General features: G+C 29.5%; 14 protein-coding genes. 1 reads left to right on the top strand and 13 read right to left on the bottom strand.

Annotated features, from left to right (window positions below; translation table 11 throughout):
• Positions 1 to 92: 92 nt before the first annotated feature.
• The 12 genes from GXK56_RS01465 to GXK56_RS01410 all read right to left on the bottom strand — a co-directional run bounded on the left by GXK56_RS01465 (position 93) and on the right by GXK56_RS01410 (position 16,980).
• Positions 93 to 3,446, bottom strand: a complete 3,354-nt coding sequence (locus GXK56_RS01465; protein ID WP_160683928.1) for a UvrD-helicase domain-containing protein — start codon at positions 3,444 to 3,446, stop codon at positions 93 to 95.
• A 337-nt stretch (positions 3,447 to 3,783) separates the two neighbouring features.
• Complete coding sequence (locus GXK56_RS01460; RefSeq protein WP_160683925.1) at positions 3,784 to 4,140, bottom strand: DUF5412 domain-containing protein; 357 nt, start codon at positions 4,138 to 4,140, stop codon at positions 3,784 to 3,786.
• Between the two features lie 563 nt (positions 4,141 to 4,703).
• Positions 4,704 to 5,420, bottom strand: coding sequence for a pseudouridine synthase (locus GXK56_RS01455; protein WP_160683922.1), 717 nt, complete (start codon positions 5,418 to 5,420; stop codon positions 4,704 to 4,706).
• A 177-nt stretch (positions 5,421 to 5,597) separates the two neighbouring features.
• Positions 5,598 to 6,431, bottom strand: coding sequence for a lytic transglycosylase domain-containing protein (locus GXK56_RS01450; protein ID WP_160683919.1), 834 nt, complete (start codon positions 6,429 to 6,431; stop codon positions 5,598 to 5,600).
• 84 nt (positions 6,432 to 6,515) lie between these two features.
• On the bottom strand, positions 6,516 to 8,798 hold the full coding sequence (locus tag GXK56_RS01445; protein ID WP_160683916.1) for a triple tyrosine motif-containing protein: 2,283 nt from the start codon (positions 8,796 to 8,798) through the stop codon (positions 6,516 to 6,518).
• A 310-nt stretch (positions 8,799 to 9,108) separates the two neighbouring features.
• Positions 9,109 to 9,432: a type II toxin-antitoxin system RelE/ParE family toxin gene (locus GXK56_RS01440; protein ID WP_160683913.1), complete on the bottom strand. Its 324-nt coding sequence runs from the start codon at positions 9,430 to 9,432 to the stop codon at positions 9,109 to 9,111.
• Positions 9,432 to 9,758 (bottom strand): type II toxin-antitoxin system prevent-host-death family antitoxin, encoded by a 327-nt coding sequence (locus tag GXK56_RS01435; RefSeq protein ID WP_160683910.1) that lies wholly within the window; start codon positions 9,756 to 9,758, stop codon positions 9,432 to 9,434. The genes GXK56_RS01440 and GXK56_RS01435 overlap by 1 nt, the downstream gene beginning before the upstream one ends.
• Before the next feature lie 183 nt (positions 9,759 to 9,941).
• Complete coding sequence (locus GXK56_RS01430) at positions 9,942 to 10,382, bottom strand: YaiI/YqxD family protein (RefSeq protein ID WP_160683907.1); 441 nt, start codon at positions 10,380 to 10,382, stop codon at positions 9,942 to 9,944.
• 7 nt (positions 10,383 to 10,389) lie between these two features.
• Complete coding sequence (locus tag GXK56_RS01425; RefSeq protein ID WP_160683904.1) at positions 10,390 to 11,739, bottom strand: glucose-6-phosphate isomerase; 1,350 nt, start codon at positions 11,737 to 11,739, stop codon at positions 10,390 to 10,392.
• 322 nt (positions 11,740 to 12,061) lie between these two features.
• Positions 12,062 to 12,391: a hypothetical protein gene (locus GXK56_RS01420; RefSeq protein WP_160683901.1), complete on the bottom strand. Its 330-nt coding sequence runs from the start codon at positions 12,389 to 12,391 to the stop codon at positions 12,062 to 12,064.
• Between the two features lie 530 nt (positions 12,392 to 12,921).
• Positions 12,922 to 15,183, bottom strand: coding sequence for a cadherin-like beta sandwich domain-containing protein (locus tag GXK56_RS01415; protein WP_160683898.1), 2,262 nt, complete (start codon positions 15,181 to 15,183; stop codon positions 12,922 to 12,924).
• A gap of 378 nt (positions 15,184 to 15,561) precedes the next feature.
• Positions 15,562 to 16,980: a cadherin-like beta sandwich domain-containing protein gene (locus GXK56_RS01410; protein WP_160683895.1), complete on the bottom strand. Its 1,419-nt coding sequence runs from the start codon at positions 16,978 to 16,980 to the stop codon at positions 15,562 to 15,564.
• Between the two features lie 325 nt (positions 16,981 to 17,305).
• Here GXK56_RS01410 and GXK56_RS01405 point away from each other — a divergent pair, with 325 nt between their 5' ends.
• Entirely contained in the window at positions 17,306 to 18,034 is a 729-nt protein-coding gene (locus GXK56_RS01405; protein ID WP_160683892.1) for an ATP-binding protein, read from the top strand.
• 330 nt (positions 18,035 to 18,364) lie between these two features.
• Here GXK56_RS01405 and GXK56_RS01400 read toward each other — a convergent pair whose 3' ends face one another.
• On the bottom strand, positions 18,365 to 20,050 hold the full coding sequence (locus tag GXK56_RS01400; RefSeq protein ID WP_160683889.1) for an N-acetylmuramoyl-L-alanine amidase family protein: 1,686 nt from the start codon (positions 20,048 to 20,050) through the stop codon (positions 18,365 to 18,367).
• Between the last annotated feature and the right edge of the window lie 373 nt (positions 20,051 to 20,423).

Raw genomic sequence — 20,423 nt, 5'->3', positions numbered from 1 at the left:
GCTTTAATATAATGAATAAGGAATAATGAATGGTGAATGATTAAGGAATAATATCCTCCTCAATCATTCACTATTCACCATTCATCATTAATTTAAATTCCCTTAAGCTTTGCCATTGATAACATTAAAGACTTAATCCCTTGTTTATCAAAAGCAACCGTCAATTTCTTATCATTTCCTGAATCTTGAACTGCTACAATTGTTCCTACACCAAACTTTTCATGAACTATTTTTCTGCCTAAAGTAGCTTCATTTACAGTTATATAATCAGTTCCTTCTGCTTTAACTGCACTTTTATCAACTATATTATTAAGCCCGCTGCTAAAACCACCAGAAGTATTTGTTTTATTTCCAAGTATATTATTTCTTAAGCTATGAGGATTACTGTAAGAATTACTTTGAATCACTCTATCCCTGCTTATAATATTTGACTTTTCTCCGCTAATATATTCCTTAAGTTCTGATTTTATTTCATTAATAAAATCAGATTGTGGGTAAGCTACTGTCTTACCGAACACCCTTCTAACTTCTGCCGAGGTCATAAACAAGGTTTCTTTTGCTCTTGTTATTCCAACATAACATAATCGTCTTGATTCTTCCATTTCAGAATCTTTTTCAAAGGAAGCCATTCCAGGGAATATTCCATTTTCCATACCAACCATAAATACTACTGGGAATTCTAGACCCTTAGCACTATGTATTGTCATTAATATTACAGCATCATCTTCCTCTTCAATTTTATCAGTATCCTGAACTAAAGATACTTTTTCTAAATATGCAGTTAAAGATTTATCTTCACTATTCTTTTCAAAGTCAACAGCATCAGATACTAATTCTTTTAAATTTTCAATTCTGCTCTTATCTTCAATTTCATTTGAATCTTGTAACTGCTTAAGGTAACCTGTATCCTTCAATATTGCTTCAATAAGTACAGATACTGGTACGGTTTCACTTAATTCCATTAAATTTTCCATCAATGCTACAAATGGTTCAATGGTTGATACATTTCTAGAGGTCAATGTTGGTATACTTCTAACTTCTGTTAAAGCATCCCACATATTTAATTCAAAATCAGCTGCAAAATCCTGCACCTTAGAAACTGTTGCATCTCCAATACTTCTCTTAGGAACATTTATTATTCTCTTAATACTAATATCATCCTGTGGATTAATAAGAACTTTTAAGTATGCTAACATATCCTTTATTTCTTTTCTATCGTAGAATCTTGTGCCACCAACTATTTTATATGGAATTCCCTTTCTTCTAAGGCTCTCTTCAAAAATTCTTGATTGAGCATTAGTTCTATATAAAATAGCAAAATCATTATACTTCTTATCTTCTTTAGATTTTATATCTAAAATTTGCTTTCCAACAAAATCGCCTTCATCACTATCTGCATAGGCTCTATAGATTTTAATCTTGCTTCCAGCTTCCTGCTCTGTTCTTAGGACCTTGCTTTTTCTATTAGAATTATTAACAATAACAACATTAGCTGCAGTTAATATGTTTCCTTTAGATCTATAGTTTTGTTCTAACTTAATCACTTTTGCACCAGGATAATCTTTTTCAAAATCTAGGATATTTCTAATATCAGCACCTCTCCATTGATATATGCAATTATGAACTACTACATCATTTGCAATATAATTTCTAGCATTATCTATATTTAAATCATAAACAAAACCATCATAATTTTCTATTTCAACAGAAACAACAACTTCTTCTTCAATAACACCATTATTGCACACTCCAATAGACATGCCTTCTTTAAAACTACCTATGGGCATGAACATAAAGCTTTTATCTGTTGTTAATTTTGCTTTTCTTAAAATTTCAAAGTCTTCTTCTACCTGGCTCAATTTTCTTGCAAATTCTTCTGTTTCATCATATAAAGCTCTTTCTGTTTCCACTCTATATGTATTTCTTTCACCTTTTCTAACATTAAAACCTGCTTCTATAAACTTTTGTTTAGACTCATCTCCTGAGGAATTCAAACCTATTCTATGAGAGTAAAGACCTCTTTGACTTGATTTTTTCCCGCCAAAAAAGCTTATATTAATTCTTTTTCTTGAGGTTTCTCCTCTTATTACTGCTCCGCTTAAATGATGTGGATATTCCTTATATAAGAATTCATCCTCCATTAATCTTTCAGCAGCACCTTCAGAATCAATTTCTTTAAATAATCTTTCTATTTGCTCTTGTGAAACTGTTATATTTCTGCCTCTAGAATTAAATACCATAGTAGGAATTCCATATTTAACAGAATAGTACTGTTCATAAAAAGTTGCCTCTCCCTTTGATGTGCAAACCTTTATTATCCACATCTTATCTGCCTGTTCTCCATTGAGTCTCACAGCTAAGCCACTGGCATCACTACCTTTTCTACTTCTAATTGATGAAGTTTGCCCTACTCTATAACCAAAGCCTTTTTTATACATTAAATATACGTAATATTTTTCTTCCTCTAATAAGACTCTTCCAAATGACAAATGATTAGGCGTAGCTTTTATTATTTTTCCACTGCTTGTAGTAACCTTTACTATATCTCCACAATACTTCTTTTTACTTATATCCTTCACTGGAAGTAAACAGGTTTCCCCATTACCTGCTGCTACCTTTATAATGTCATCTTTATTTAAATCTTCTATTTTTATAGCTTTATTATCAACAGCTATTAAGGTTCCTTCAACCAAACATTGGTCATCATCACCAACAACGCATATATTCTTATATTTTGCTGCTAATAATTTTACCAATTCATATTGGGCTCCATTTGTATCCTGATACTCATCCACCATAATATACTTAAATTTATTTTGATAAAAATCTAATACTTCAGGATTGTTCTTAAAAAGTTCAACTGTTTTAAAAATCAAATCATCAAAGTCTAATGCATTATTTTCCTTCAATCTTTTTTGATACATTTCATAAACATCTGCAATCTTTTTTTCTCTAAAATTGGATTCATTTTCTAGCATATAACTTCTAGTTCCCTGCATACTATCTTTGGCTTTTCCTATCTTTCCAATAATCTCTTGCTCAGTTATATCTTTATCATTTATATTTAAAGCTTTCATGCATTCTTTAACTAAGGTCTTTTGATCTGAGCTATCATATATAGTGAAGCTGCTTTTGTAACCTATTTTATCAATTTCTCTTCTTAAAATCCTAACGCACGTTGAGTGGAAAGTGGATATCCACATATTATCAGCTCTTTCACCAATAAGTGCCTTAACTCTATCCTTCATTTCCTTTGCTGCCTTATTCGTAAAAGTTATTGCTAATATGCTATAAGGGGCAATTCCAAGATCATCAATCATATGAGCCATTCTATGAGTTAAAACTCTTGTTTTACCTGAACCTGCTCCAGCTAAAATCAATACCTGCCCATTAATTGTAGTTGCCCCTTCATATTGTTCTTTATTAAGTAATGTTTTTAAATCCATTTACTTATTCCTCCTTTCCTAACCTTTAAATATTATACCATATGTGATAATAATTAAATCATTATGTAAGATAAAATTTACATCCTTATGAAAAGAGCAGCTATGCACTTATATAAAGAGTCGCTATGTCACAACACGGACTTATCACTTATAAAAAGAGGGCTATGCCACAATACTGAACTTTCCTGCAATTCAGAACTTAAATTTAGTTAAGAAGCAAGAGGTAAAAGTTAAGGAAGAAAAGCCACAGACTTTTCTATAAAAAATAAGCTACTACAAAACCAATTTGTTAGTTTTGTAGTAGCTTATTTTCAAGTTAAATCGTAAATACTAAAATCTAATCTTCTCGTCTAAAATCAAATTTTTCATCAGGAACTTTCAATTTATGGCCATTAATTATAACAGTGTTATCATCAATCCATTCAATTATAGCGTTGTCCTCTCTATTATTCCAATATATGTTTTTAGCACTTTTCTTTTCTTTATTGTAATTTAATTCTCCTCTTATAGCAAATGAAGTCGTCGCTCCTCCGTTTGTAATATAAGCTTTAATTGTATATGTTCCATCAGGAGATTCTTTTTCACATATAAAATCACCTTTTGGCAGGCTCTCCATACTATAGCCAGTTGAATAAAAGATATAACCTAAAAGCACTATTATAATAGAAAGTCCTATTAATATTTTTCTTTTCAAATTTCATCCTCCTATATTATATATAAGCATTGATATATTACATCATATAATATTTAAACTTAACTAAAAGTATATGTGTTACGCCATCTTCTGAATACAATCCTTCTCATTTTCAGAAATAGCTTGGTATTTCATCCTTAACTCTTGCCTCTCTTAATTCTTACCTATTAGCAATTCATGTATTTAATTTGAACTTATATACGCAAGAAATGAATGAAAAAAGTCATAATATAAAACTTATGACTTTTTTCATTCATTTCTTGTGATTTTATTAATTTAATTAATTATTTTACTATTTTTTATTTCCGATTTTTTTGATATCGTATTCATTTTTAAAGTAAACATTTTCATTTATATGTAACAAAAAACGCAACCCTTGGGGCTAGGTTGCGCTTTAGCAATAAGCAATAAGCAATAAATAAAAAGGGGGCTATATATTCCTTTTATTTATCCTTGCAAGAATATTATAGGGTATAATTATTAATATTGCAAGTAATTTAATAAAATTTATGATTTTTTTTAGAATAAATGAATTATTTTATTGCAAAATTGCTTAACATTCGTTAATAGCTCTTTAAAAGGGCTAATTCTTCGTCTGTCAATTCTCTATATTCGCCTTCTTGTAACTCTGGATCTAATAACAGACCTCCAAATTCTTCTCTCTTTAGATAAGTAACCTTTTTCCCAACAGCTTCAAACATTCTTTTTACTTGATGAAATTTTCCTTCTTGTATTGTAAGTTTAATTTCTGAACCTTCATCACTGCTATTTAATATTTCAAGCTTAGCTTCTAAACATTTGTATCCATCATCTAAGGTAATTCCATTTTTAAATGCTGTTATATCTTTTTCATCTACCTTTTTATCTATTTTAGCATAATAAACTTTATCAACATGCCATTTAGGTGATATTAATCTATGATTAAGTTCTCCATCATTAGTAAGTAATAATAAACCTACTGTATCCTTATCTAAACGTCCAATTGGAAATGGCTCAAACACTTGATGATCTAATTCAAGCAAATCAATTACAGTTTCATCCTTATTATCATGAGTTGCAGATATTACTCCATCTGGTTTATTCATCATTAAATATATGAATTTACGATATAATATTTGTTCACCATTAACTTTTATAATTGATTTTTCTGGATCAACACTTATTCCATTATCCTTAATTACTACTCCATCTACTTCTATAAGCCCTTTTTTAACAAAAGATTTAACATCTTTTCTGCTGCCATATCCTAAATTAGAAATTATCTTATCTAATCTTTCCAAATTATTCACTCCAATCTTTTTTCTATTAGTAAAAATTCACTCAATTATTTTTCTCTATATCCACTTATTTTATCATAGTGTTGTATTTTATAACATATTATTTATAAGATTTAAAAATTTAGGTAAGAAGTAAGAGGTAAACCCTATGCAATGAAAAAGTCTAGAATGCTTTGCATTCTAGACTCCACTTCCGTAATATCCCATTACCTTTGGTACATAATTTTGAGTTTCTTGAGGCATTTTGTATAAATCAGAAGCTGATCTAACACCTCTTTTTTGCATAGTGCCTGGCCCTCCATTATAAGCCATAAGTGCCATTTCCTTATTTCCATCATATTGATCTAAATATTCCTTAAACAGTTTGGTTCCACCATTGATATTTTGATCTACATCATATGGATCTGTAATTCCCAAATGACTGAAATTTTCTGGCATTATCTGCATTAATCCCGCAGCTCCACAGCCTGAAGTTGAGTTCGGATCAAAATCAGATTCTTGCTTAATAATTGCAAGTAATAAATTTGAATCTACTCCATACTTTTTAGCAGCAGTATTTACAGCACTATATATCTTTTTCAAATCAGCATCACTTCTATTGGCCAATATAGGATTTGAACCTTTTCCATAAACACCATATTTGTTATTAAGAATTAAAGGAATATCCTCCAATCTTTGTCCTGCAGCATATTTTTGTGCCGTTCTTGCATCTACACCTTTAGTTGGAGTACTTACAACATTTGAATCTGCAGAATTACCTGCTTGAGTATCCGTCTTTTTAGAATCCTTGCTTTGTTCTTCTCCAGTTTTATTTACATTACTAGTAGTTGTAGGAGCAGTATTTTTATTAGAATTCTTATCCATCAAATTTTGCATTACTGTTTGAAATGCAAAGTTTGCTTCATTACTAGTAGCCCCATTTGAACTAGAATCATTTGTTACTTGTCCGTTAGATAACAGATTCATCGCTAGCAGTTGTTCATTTGAAATTTGATTTAAACCATCTATTGCCATCTTTAAATACCTTTCCTCCCAAATTTATCTACGGTAATTATCGAACCATTTTTTCAAAACTTTAGGCACAAGAAAATAATAGGCTTATTGTTTTTTTGATTTTTCCTTAACATAAAATACTATTTGGTCATAATCTTCATAACTAACCTTTTTGTAATAACTTTTTGCTAAAGCCAAAATTTTATATTTTCCAGGAGCAAATGGAATAAAGCTATAATGATGCTTTCTGCTATATTCTTGTACTTTCATCCATTCATTATTCTCCATCAAATAAAATTCATAGCAGACATCTTTTCCTCCTCTGCTTGTGGCTTCAAAGGTAAACTCCTCATTTATGCTTCCTTCAAATTTATCAGTTATTATCTTGGTTTCTATTACTGGATATGCTTCGTTTACATTAATGGTTATTTGTTTTTTAGAGTCATATTCACCCTTACATTTTATATTTTTTGCATACACCTCAATTGTATATTTACCTGAAATTTTAGGATTAAATCTTAGCTTTTTGTTTTTAGAAAACTCTGTTTCCTCAACAACATTCCCATTGATTTTAGTTTCATATTTAACTAAAACATTTTGGGTATTTTGGATAATGCATTCAAATTCTATAGTATCTCCAATTAAATAGGTTTCTTTATACGGAAATATAATATAGTCAATTTCTCCAGGTAAATATTCCATAGACTTTAAATATACAATTGCATTAGTGTCATAAGATTTATCAGAATATCTATCCTTAACCATGACTTCTACTTCATATTCTCCAACCTCTTTAGGGACATAATTAATCCAGTTAGATTTACCGTAATCTATCTTTTCTAAATTTCTCTTGTCCTTTTTAATTATAAATGAATATTGAAGCCTTGTTCCACCTTCTGCTTTAATCATTATGTTAATTGGTTCCCCAACTATAATCTTCTTTTCCTTATCAATTACAATATCTAAAATTTTTACTGGTTTACTTCCCTTTTTTTCAATTGTAAATGCAATTTTTTTAGATGCTTCATATTCTCCTGAATAATTAAGATCCTTAATATATAAAGTAATATCATATTCCCCTGGTTCCATAGGCTTCCATGAAAATTCTTGCTCACTTATAAAACCAGTATCTACTTCAATAGGTCCATTAACCTTATACCTGTAAAGTAAATTATTTCCGCCTTCTACTTCTGATGTAAAATTTATTGCTGTTTCAGTAGTTTGAGGCGAATTTAAACTAGCTACAAAACTATTGATTTTAACAGGCTTATAAGGTTTTACACTATACATTAAAACAGCTCTATCCTCATATTCTTTATTAGATAATATACTCTTTACTAAGCATAAAATCCTATAGCTTCCTTGTTCCATTTCTTTGTAATACACATGATTTTTTGTAGAATAATCTTGTATACAAACAGACCTTCCATCTTTAAAAATTTTATAGAATTTATAAAGCAGCACAAGCTGTTCCTGCTCTTGCTGTTGCTGATTAATATTAGTTTCAACTTCAAATTCAAGCTTTTCACCAACAATTAAGGAGCTGGTTAAACACTTAAAATTTGTAATTTCTATCTTAGCAATATTTTTTACCACTACTTTTATAGTTCTATAATCATCAAAACTTTCAGTAGATTCTATTTTTTTGCATTGAATTAAAAATTCTTTTTCGCCTTCTTCAGTTGCTGTATATTTTAAAATGTTAGCTGTATCATAATCTCTAACTATATCCCAATTTTCATATCTTTTAATAAAAAATCTATATAAACATCCATTTTCATTCTTAGGTAATACTTGTATAGAACATTTTTCTCCAACTACAAGTTCTTTTTTATCAATTAAAACGTCTTCTATAATACCTGGTTCTGATTTAATACGTTCTACTTCTACTAGCTTAACTATATTGTTCTTATCCAACAATGCTTCATCTGTAATTTCATTTTCATTTTCCTCAAAATTATCACTGTCGGTTAAAATACTTATATGACTCTTTTCTTCACAGCCTATTGTTTCTTCCTCTATATTTATTTCAGATTCATTAACTACATTTTCATTAGACACTTCTTCATTCATAGTATTCGCTACCTCTCCATCAACTATAGAATAATCCTCTCTTGCTAGGTAATCTAAAGATTTCTTTCCATACTTGTCCCTAGCTTGTACCATAACCATATAATCCCCTTCTATTACAGGTCTCCATATACACTGATTTTTTTCTGAGAATTCTTGTATTGTATTCCAAACTCCGCCTCTGCCTACAATAAATTTATATTCTAAATTTCCAACATGTCTATCTATTTTAGTTGAAATATTTATTTCTGTTCCAACACTTTGTGGTCTTTCCTTATCAAAAGCAATTTCAACATACTTTAACTGAAGCTCTTCCATATAATTAATTCACCTCTTATAACCATATTTGAATTCATCCTTAATAACAATTATACATTTATCCCATAATTTGTAAATAACTTCAGTTAAATTTTTATTTTATTATAACATATTTCGAAATGTAATAGAATTCAGTTTTCCATTTAATACGTAACTTCTGCATTATGACGTGACATGGTAGTATTACTCACTAAAAAACATAAATTAATTAAATGAAAAAATATTGAATTTTAAAATCACTTCAAAAAAATACAACTACATTTGTAGTTGTATTTCCTCATAACTTTTTATAATCATAATTTCAACTTCACTAAATTTTATTTATTCTATCTACTGCAATTTGATACACTGCATTATCTTCTCTAACTGATACCACAATTACCTTCATTGTATCTTTTTCCCTTATAAGCTTATATACAGCTCTTATTCCTAATTGTCTAAGTTTTATTTTTAAATATCCAGTTAAATTATTCCCATTTTTATTACCTAATGGCTTACCATATCCACCTTCACTAAAAGGTAACGGATTATTGGATACTTTAGACATTGCTTTTAAAACTTGCTTCCTTTGCGAACCATCAAGCGTTTTTATATCTGCCTTTGCTTCATCAGTATATTCAATTTCCCAACTCACTATTCTATCTCCACTTCTGTGGAATCTAAATCTTCTTGTGTAATTCCCAACTCAACCATCAAATTTTCTTGAGATGTACATTTATCATTTTTTGCATTTTTCATTCTTTTCTCTGCTTCCATATATAAATGATAGTCTTCAATTTCTTCCATCAATTCTTTATATTTTTCTGGTGAAATAATAACACCCGTTGGTATATTATTCTTTACTACAATTTTAACACCTGTCTTATCGACTTCATCAAAAATCTTGCTTGCTTCACCTTTATTAAATCTTGAAATAGGAACTATTGAATCTAACATATTATTTACTGATACTGTATTCATTCTCAATATCACCTCTTTCTTTATGATATTATTATACATAACACCAATAAATTTATATATAAATTTATTGATATATAAATATATATATATATATATATTGTATCCGAAATATAAATTAAAATCAATATTACTCTTTAATAATGACTAGTTGAGAAAAAAGAAGCCTAAAATAACATTAAGCTTCTAAAAAAATTTATTTTCAATAAGTTTTATTAAATTTTTCTCTAATCGTAAATTATCTTCTTCAGTTCTCTTTTTAGGATTTGAAGTTCTTCCTCCACCTCTTCTGATTTTTTGTGAGAGATGTCTTTCTTCTAATAATCTATCCATATTTTTTTCATCATAGATAAAACCTTTAGGATTTATAACCTTTGCCTTTTTTGATAAACATATTGCAGCTACGCCATAATCTTGAGATATAATTATATCTCCATCTTTAGTTTCATTCATCACATACATATCTACGCTTTGAAATCCACTATCGACAATTTTCACTTGTGAATAATCACTTTGAATAAAATGATGAATATCACAATAAATTGTCACGGGTAATTCATATTTTTTTGCCACTTTTTCAATAATGGAGATACCTGGGCAGGCATCTCCATCAATTATGATTTTCATATTTTAATTAAAGTCTCTTTTCAAGTTCTGCTTTCATTTCTTCGTAGCCTGGTTTTCCAAGTAAAGCAAACATGTTTTTCTTATAAGCTTCAACTCCTGGTTGATCAAATGGATTAACACCTAAAAGGTATCCACTGATTCCACAAGCTTTTTCGAAGAAGTAAACCATATATCCAAAGTAATATGGTGAAAGTTCTGGTACATTTAATACCATGTTAGGAACTCCTCCATCATTATGAGCAAGTATAGTTCCTTGGAATGCCTTCTTATTAACAAAGTCAACAGTCTTTCCAGCTAAGAAGTTTAATCCATCTAAATCACTTTCAGCTGCTTCTATATTAATTTCATATTTTGCTTTTTCTACATTTACAACTGTTTCAAAAAGGTCTCTTCTTCCTTCTTGGATATATTGTCCCATAGAGTGAAGGTCAGTTGAGAAGTCAACTGCTGCTGGGAATAATCCCTTATTGTCTTTTCCTTCTGATTCTCCATATAATTGTTTCCACCATTCATTGAAGTAGTGAAGTGATGGTTCATAGTTTACTAAAACTTCAATTGTTTTCCCCTTATTGTATAATGCATTTCTAACTGCTGCATATTGGTACGCTTGGTTTTCTTTAAGAGATGGATTAGAATAAACTTCTCTTGCATCAGCAGCCCCCTTCATCATTTCATCTATATCAATTCCAGCTGCAGCTATTGGTAATAATCCAACTGCTGTAAGTACAGAGAATCTTCCTCCGATATCATCTGGAACTACAAAACTTTCATATCCTTCTGCATCAGCTAATGTCTTTAAAGCACCTCTAGCCTTATCAGTTGTAGCATAGATTCTCTTTCTAGCTTCTTCTACGCCATATTTCTTTTCTACGTATGTTCTTAAAATTCTAAATGCTATTGCAGGTTCTGTAGTAGTTCCTGATTTTGAAATTACATTTAAACTTACATCTTTTCCTTCAATAGCTTGTAAAAGCTCAGTCATGTATGTAGAACTAATGTTGTTACCTACATAAAATATTTTTGGAGCTTTTCTCTTGTCGCTATCTAATGCATTATGAAAGTTATTTGTTAACATTTCAATTGCTGCTCTAGCTCCAAGATATGATCCACCTATTCCAATAACAATTAAAACATCTGAATCTGATTTGATTTTTTCTGCTGCTTTTTTAATTTTTGCGAATTCATCTTTATCATAATTCACTGGTAGATCAATCCAACCTAAAAAGTCATTTCCTGCTCCTGTTCCATTGTGTAATTTATCATGAGCGCTTTTTACCATATCTTCCATATAGTCAATTTCAGTCATAGCTAAATAAGGTGCCACTTTTGATAAATCTAACGATATCCCTTTACTCATTTTCTATTCTACCTCCATATACAATAAGAATATTTTTTTCTTATTAATTATATCACAATTTATCTAAATCATAACTTATGTGTTTGTATTTTTTATTATTTACTACAAAATAAATGATTATTCTTTAATTCTAATTAATGATGAATGGTGAATATTGAATAATGAATGATTGCTTATTCATTCTTAACAATTTAACTTATTTAATTCAAAAATAAATTATACTAACATAATGGGTTAAAATATTATAAAGAGGACTATATTTCTACAATCCTCTTTACTTAATTTTAAATTATACTATTTTTCAGGTATAATACTAAGTTAATTAACAATGTCTATGCTTACAGCATTTGCAACAACATTTACAACAACATCTTTTTTTCTTGAAAAACTTCAAGATATCTTCTCTTGCCTTCTCTTGACCATCTTTACAGCCTTGTTTATATCCTTCACAATATCCTTTTTCATATCCAACGCAGTAACCTTTTTTATATCCCTCATTAAAAGCTTCTTCTAAAGCTTGAGCAAAACGATCACGATCCCTATTATGATTGCATTCTCTTTCTGCTTCTTCATATGAACATCTTCTATTCATACCAGCAAGCTCTTCTTCATCACAATCAAAATAATCTCTTCTATCTTTATTGTTATCCATGATTTTCTCCCCTTTTGTAAAAATTCTTATAAAAAATGAATTTGTATAGAACTTGTAATTATCTAATAATATATTATGCTTGTTTTTAATATTTGCCATTGAATAAATGTAAAAATTTGACCAAAAACAACGTGACTGAACCAATCCCTTTATTAATCACATTTTTACAACTAAACTTCCTATTAGATATTGATATAACTGGCTTTCTAATTTTGGAAATTTTATATTTTCCTCTTATAGAATGGCTGTCCATAATTCCAAGCTTCGTACTAACTAATAATTTATGAATAAAACTAAAATAGGGTTTTATGTAGTAAAATCACTACATAAAACCCTTAAATATTTAAACCATTTATTTAAATTCAAATATCATATTTTTTATTATAACTATATATATTGCAATAATAATTCAACATTATTAATTCAAAAAAACCTGTAAGGAAAAGTGAGCATCCAAATTTTATATTTGGTAACTCGAACTTTCTCTGTGAGCTCGAACCATAATTGTAAACTATTAATTGAAGTATATATTAAGCGTTATTTAAATTTATCCATTGGCCGTCAAGGAACATCATTCCTGTTTTCATCATTCCATTTGCATCGAAATAATATCTCTTGCCATTTATTGTTTGCCAGCCTCTTACCATCTTTCCTGTACCATCTAGGTAATACCATGTCTTACCATTGTATAACCATCCATATCTCATAGTTCCATCATCATTAATGTAGTATTTATTTTTATCATAAGTTATCCAGCCTTTTTGCATTACACCATGGTCATCCATATAGTACCATTTACCTTTATAGTATAACCATTCTGTTGCCAATTGACCGTACTTATTAAAGTAATACCACTTTCCATCATAAGTAGCCCATGTATCATATCTCATAATGCCATCACCTTGTAAGTAATACCAGTATCCATTATCATATAACCAACCTGTTTGCATTATTCCATCTTTATTTAAGAAATACCATTTACCGCTCTCTTGAAGCCATCCAGTTTTACGATATCCATTGATGTCTAAGAAATACCAAACATTATCATATTTAACCCATTGGTTCTTAGCTTGTACGCCTTCTGCATCATAAAAGGTCCATTCACCACCAACAAGAACCCATCTATTTGTTCCTTCTATTTCTCCTCTTATTATGCTTAACTTATAAGTAGTTGTTGATTTACCATCCTCAGCTATAACTTGTACATCTACAAGATTAGCACCTAGCTCTAATTTTATAAAATCAGATTGACCACTAGTATATTCTTTACCATTTATTTTAATTTTAGCTTTGTCATTTTGAGATTTATAAATAACTTTAACTCTTTCAATATTTCTACCTACTTTAACACTATAAGCATAGGTTTCAGGATCAAATCTTGGTGAAAAAGTTCCATCTGTTACTGAAAGACTTGCTAAGTTAACATTATCTTTAGAATATTTTCTACTTACAGCTATTGTATAAGTATTTGTTGCACCATTAACATCAGTAACTGTTACACTAATTAGATTTCCGCCTTCACTTAAACTTATATTTCCAGAAGCAGCTCCACTTGGTACCCTAATCCCATTAACTGTAATTGTTGATGCAGGATCTTCTGCTGTTGGAGTTACAGTTATGGAATTAACAGTATTATCTACTGATGCAGTGTAAGAATTAACATCCTTATTAAAAGCAGGACTCAATGTACCACTGCTTATAGTTAAACCTGAAAGCTTATTACTTCTAAATTTTTCAGCTCTCACTACAGTAACTATATAGGTAGAAGTTTCTCCTTCTCTAGTTGTGACTACAACAAGAACTTTATTAGTTCCTTCTGAAAGAGAAATTTCACTACTCTTTTTTCCGCTCTTTACAGCATATTTTCCAACTTTAATAGTAGATGCATTATCTACAGATGTTGGTGTAAATGCTATAGTAGTTTGAGTTGTAGGTACATTTAGAGTATAATCCATAATATTTCCTGCAAATGCTGGACTTAAACTTCCAGTTGAAGGAACAAGAGATTGTAATAAAGCCTGTCCCTTTTTAGTTATTATAAGATTAAACTGTCTAGTGGAATTATTGCGCGTTATTGTTATTGGTATGTAATTATCTCCACCAGTTAAATTAATATCGGCTCCTGGTGAACTTCCATTGATTTGTACACCATCCTTCATAACAAATGATCCACTTATTAAATTAATTTGAGCCTTAACTATATCTGTTGGAATATCTTTACTCCTATAATATCCATCTGAATCGACTTGATTATATCCTATATTGGTCTGAGTCTTTTTACCATCCTTATCAAGATAAGTAATGCTTATTGTATCAAATTGAAATACTGAGTCAGAATCATATTTCATATCAACTGTAAATGTTTCTTCTACTTTAGTACTTATATTTTGAACTGTTATCTTAAAGCTAAAGTTACTATATTCCTTTATTGAATATATATATAAAATCGAACCAGCACTATTACCATTTATAACACTTGTCCCAGTTGAGGAACCCAAAGAATTTCCTGCTGTATGAGTTACATTAGTAACTTTATACCCCAGTGCGCCTTCTATAGTAAACTGTTTAGTTGCAAGATTAATCTTTTCATAAGTTAATCTATTACTTACTGAGTCAACTATTACTTGCGAACTTGAATCAAGATCTGTTTTAAGTATTATCTTATCAGCAAAAGTTCTATCAGGTACTGCTGCTTTAGCTACCTGTATATTAGCTGATTGTACTAATCCTAATAGCATAAAAAACATCAATAAGTATGAAATGGTTTTTCTTAAAGTGAATTTTGTCTTCATAACACGTATATCCTCCCAAAATTGTTATATATAGCAACCTTATTTACATAGGTTTATTATAATCTACATTAATCTTTCTTTTCTTATTTTATTTTCAAAATAAATGTGTTCTAGTATATAATATCATTATTATGAAATCTTTTCAAAGCCATATTTATTAATTTTGCCATGTCGCCAATATATGTATTTAAACATAATACATTTTTTCTTATTAATATTATTAATACATTATAATATACAATTAATCTGCAAATTATAAGTACTTTTTCTGTAGAAAAAAACAAAATGCCATCACATAAAGAATAAAAACTCCAATATATTGTATTAAATTTTAATACAAAACATTGATAATTATTTTTCTTAATGCGACAGCTCTTTTTAATCAACCTTTATTGAACCATCAGAATTAACTTCATATAGATATCCATCCATAATTTTTGAAGTTGTCATTAAAGTTCCATCTTCATGAAAATAATAATATTTACCCTCGCTGTTAAGCCAGCCCCGTCTCATATTTCCTACATAATTCAAATAGTACCAGTTATCTTTGTAATATAGCCATTCTCCAGATTTCATACTTCCATCAGAATTTAAACAATACCATTCACCATCTATTTTGATCCACCCTGTTTCCATAGCTCCGTCTTCATTTAAGTAATACCACTTTTTCCCATAGTATATCCAACCTGTCCTCATTGCTCCATTAGAATTTAAATAATACCATTTGCCATTTTCAAGCATCCAGTTTGTAACCATCTTGCCATTCTTCTGCAAATAATACCACTTATCATCATAATATATCCAGCCTGTCTTCATAACTCCGTTTGTTCCTAAAAAGTACCACGAGCCTTCATCAAATATCCAGCCTGTCTGCATAGCTCCACTTGAACTCAAATAGTACATTTTTTCATTATCCTCAAGCCAGCCTGTTTGCATATTTCCTCTGCTGTTAAAATGAAAATAACTATTGTAATTTTTATCAAAAAACCAAATATTTTTTAAGCTTTCTCCTACAGAATCATTATATCTCCATCTCCCATATACTAAAATCCATTGATTAGGCTTAATTACATTCTTAATAGCCTCTTCAACATTAGGTGATACAGGTATTCCTAAATATATATTTAAAGTATATTTTCCTACCCTATCAGTATCCTCGTCTTTAACCGTTATAGTCACTGCATATTTTCCTATGGCTTTAAACTTTAGCTTTATAGAGTTTTTTTCACTTAATTCAACTTCATTAACAGTGACAGAATAATTTCCTTCATCTAATATAGTTTCAAGATCAACAATATTAGAATTTTCATCTAATTCTAAATCATAGGAAGTTGTACTTTTATTAAAACCAATAGTTTTACCATCTATGTTTATATCCTTTAAATAAACAGCCTCTTTTCCTCCTCTATATACATAAACTATATATTCTGTTTTAACCTTTTTTGAATCACTAACTTCAATTTTTACTATATTTTTACCTGGTTGTAATTTTACACTTTTTTTGTAGTTATCGTCTTTAGTTACAATTTTACCATTAATATTAACTGTATCCTGATCATTGTTTGGCCTAGCTTTAATATATATTTCATCAGTATCCTTGTCCAAATCTAGAATATAAGAATATTGGTCTTCAGAAAACTTTATATTATCCCCTTTGTTTATATATATACTCCTTAAAGAAGGCTTTATTTCTGCATAGGACTTTGCAAGAGTAAAATTTAAGCAGCTTGGTGCTGTAGCTGAAAAAGCAGAAAAAACAAATATTGCTGCAATTATATTTTTAATGTTTTTACTCATAATTCGCCCCCTTTTCCATAATGTCTGCATCTTAAATAATTTCCAAATTATTTCTATTCTATTAATAATGTTATCATTTAAATACTTTACTGTAAATGTGGATTGAATAGTAAAATTCTTAATTTTACATTAAATTTTTCTAAACGAAATTTAATATATAGTTATTGCTATTAAGCTTTTTACAACTTAATAGCAATAAAACTATCACCTGAAGTTGGATTTAACAATATTATATTTATATTTCAAAAATTAAATTTTACTATGAGAATGCTTTATATTAAAATAAAATGGATATAACTACTCATTAAACTCTAGGAGGAATTTTATGCAAAAGCTACTTAGTAAAATGCGTCAAGCAATAAATGATTATAAATTAATAGAAAATGGAGACAAGATAGCTGTTGGGCTTTCAGGTGGTAAAGATAGTTTAACCCTCCTTCACCTTTTAAATTTCTATAAGAAATTTTCTCCTGAAAAATTTGAACTTATAGCAATAACTCTTAATCCTGGAAAGGTTGATAATTCACCTCTTCACAAACTATGCAAAGAATTAGAAATAGAATTTCATGAAATTCAAACAGATATTCAAGAAATAGTATTTGATATAAAGAAAGAAAAAAATCCTTGCTCACTATGTGCAAAATTAAGACGTGGAATACTTAATGATACAGCTGAAAAACTTGGTTGTAACAAAGTTGCTTTAGGCCACCATCAGGATGATGCAATTGAAACCTTAATGTTGACTTTATCTTATGAAGGAAGAATTAACTGCTTTTCACCAAAAAGCTTTATGGAGAAAAACAACCTAACACTAATACGTCCTATGGTATATATATCAGAGTACATGATAAAAAGCACAGCAAAAAAATATGATTTTCCTATAATAACAAATCCATGCCCTGCTGATAAAAAAACTAAAAGAGAAGATATAAAGAATTTAATTGAAGAATTAAATGTTAGAATTCCAGGCTTTAAAAAGAATTTATTTGGAGCTTTAACTAATTCCAAGGAGCTGTTTATTTGGGATAAGGAAGATATTCAAAATATGAAATGATATAAATTAAAGATGAAATTCAAGATATAAAATGCATAAAAAATCTGCTTTGCAAACCATGTGTTTCTGCTGCTTTCAAAAGTTATATTCAGATTTGACTTAATTAAATTTCGTAAAAAATAGAAAAAGATGAGACAAAATAAACAAATTATTTTGCCTCATCTTTTTGAATTTTATTTTAGGACTTAAGAAATATTCAACCCTTAATATTTACTTCTCTCCTTTTCTCTTAAACATCTAAATTAAATGTTAAAAAGAAAAGCCTTTATCTTTTGTTTTTGTAGGGGTAATTAGGGAAATTGGTAAATTTCCCCTGGGGTCAGTCCCCGTCTATTTTACCCAAGCTCCTGATGCACCTAATTTGTATCCATCAACAACTGTGTTAGCAAGCATTGCTCCTGATCCTGCTAAGTAGTACCAAGTTCCGTTGTCATTTATCCAACCAGTTTTCATTGCTCCTGATCCTGCTAAGTAGTACCAAGTTCCGTTGTCATTTATCCAACCAGTTTTCATTGCTCCTGATCCTGCTAAGTAGTACCAAGTACCATTGTCATTGTACCATCCAGTAGCCATGATTCCATTAGCTTTGATCATGTACCAAACTCCGCCATCTTGAACCCATTGTCCTTTTACTTGGCTTCCATCATTATTGTAGAATGTCCAACCTTCTGCTGCTTTAACCCATCCTTTATTTTGAACTGGAGTTTGTGTATTTCCTCCGTTACCAACTTCTCCTAAAACGTCTTTGTCATTTACTGCTGCATAAACATTTTCGCCGTCTTCCCAAGCAAGTAAACTTTTTTCATTGTATACTTCTAAAGTATCCATAGCTCTATCAACATTGTAAACAGTCTTAAATTCTGATCCATCAAATTTTAAGATATCACCTTTATTTAATACCCAAGTGTTTCCATTAACATCAATTGATACAGCTTTTTCACCCATTATATCTTGATCTTTATCTACATCTTGTTCTACTAAATAAGCATCTAATTTAGCTGTTGTATTATCTACTGCAACCTTGTCCTTCTTTAATTTAAAAGTAGTTACTGTAACTTTCTTTCCAGCAGTTTTAGTTGCATAAACAACTCCATTTATTACTCTGAAATCAACTCCTGAATAATTAGCAGTTTTATAAGCATCAAATGCACTCTTTGCATCATCTGCACTTCCTGAATCAAAGTTAGATGTTATTTCATATGAAGCTACAACATTTGGAAGATATGCTCCATCTTCATCTACACCTTGAGCTTTAGAAATCTTTTGAACATAAGTTGCTTGTGCAGTAGTAGTTGCACTTACAACATTTACGTCTGCTAATCTGTATATATAATCTTTATCTTGAGCAATTGTTTTAGTACCAACTAAGTTTACTGTTAAGTTATTGTCTTTGTCAGTTTTACCAAAATTCTCAATTTTAACCATTTTAGTTCCATTATATACATACATGTTTGCTGTAACATCTGTATCTACATACTTTCCTGCTTCATTTACATAACCATGTAAAGTTGCTCCACCACTTGTAGTTACTTCATATGAGAACCAGTTATCAGCAAATTGTCCTGATACTACTTCTTTTAATTCTCCAATGTTAGCAGTAGTGATTTTTCCATATCTATCTGTCTTGCTTAAAGTTGATTTTAATTTAGTTGCTACAGAATCTTTTATGTCTTCTATAGTTTCATCAACAACTTTTCCAGTTGTTAAATCAACTAAATAATCTTCTGACATATCTGAAACTTTAGCATACTTGCTGCCATATTCAGCCATATCTGATGAACTTAAATCTTCAATTAGCTTGTCTTTATCACCTTTATTATAATAAACACCAGTTTCATCAGTGTCAGCTTTATATCCATTAAATATATATCCACCATCGAAAGCTATTGCTTGTTCAATAGTTCCTTCTTTAGTTTCTAATCTTTCAGCTGCACTAACACTTGCTGCAGGCACTAATGACATAACTGCTGCTGCTGCTAATAATAACGATGTAGCTTTACTTACTCTTTTTATCATTTGTATATTCCTCCTAAAGTTTTATCTTTTGTGTTTTTCTTCTATAAGTGTTTTTGTTTTCTCTTACAAGAATTATTATACCAATTCAGTTCGACATTGTCTACACTCTTTATTCAAAATTTGTATTTTATTGTAGTTTTTTATTAATTTTATTTAATAAAAATACTGTTATTACGTGAAACTTATTCTTATATTACCATTTACATGAAACTATGTCGTATTTTTCTCTAATAAAAAAGCAGTTACACAATGTCTGTACTTTTTTAATCAGCTTAAAATCATTGCAAATATGCATATAAATATATATATTTATAGACAAAAGCAAAGGTTATGCTCTCATTTTAATAATTGCATAACCTTTGCTTTTTCTTAA

Source organism: Clostridium sp. C2-6-12 (genome assembly GCF_009928485.1).
In the GTDB taxonomy this organism is placed as follows: domain Bacteria; phylum Bacillota; class Clostridia; order Clostridiales; family Clostridiaceae; genus Clostridium.
This window is presented reverse-complemented; position numbering and strand designations above follow the sequence as displayed.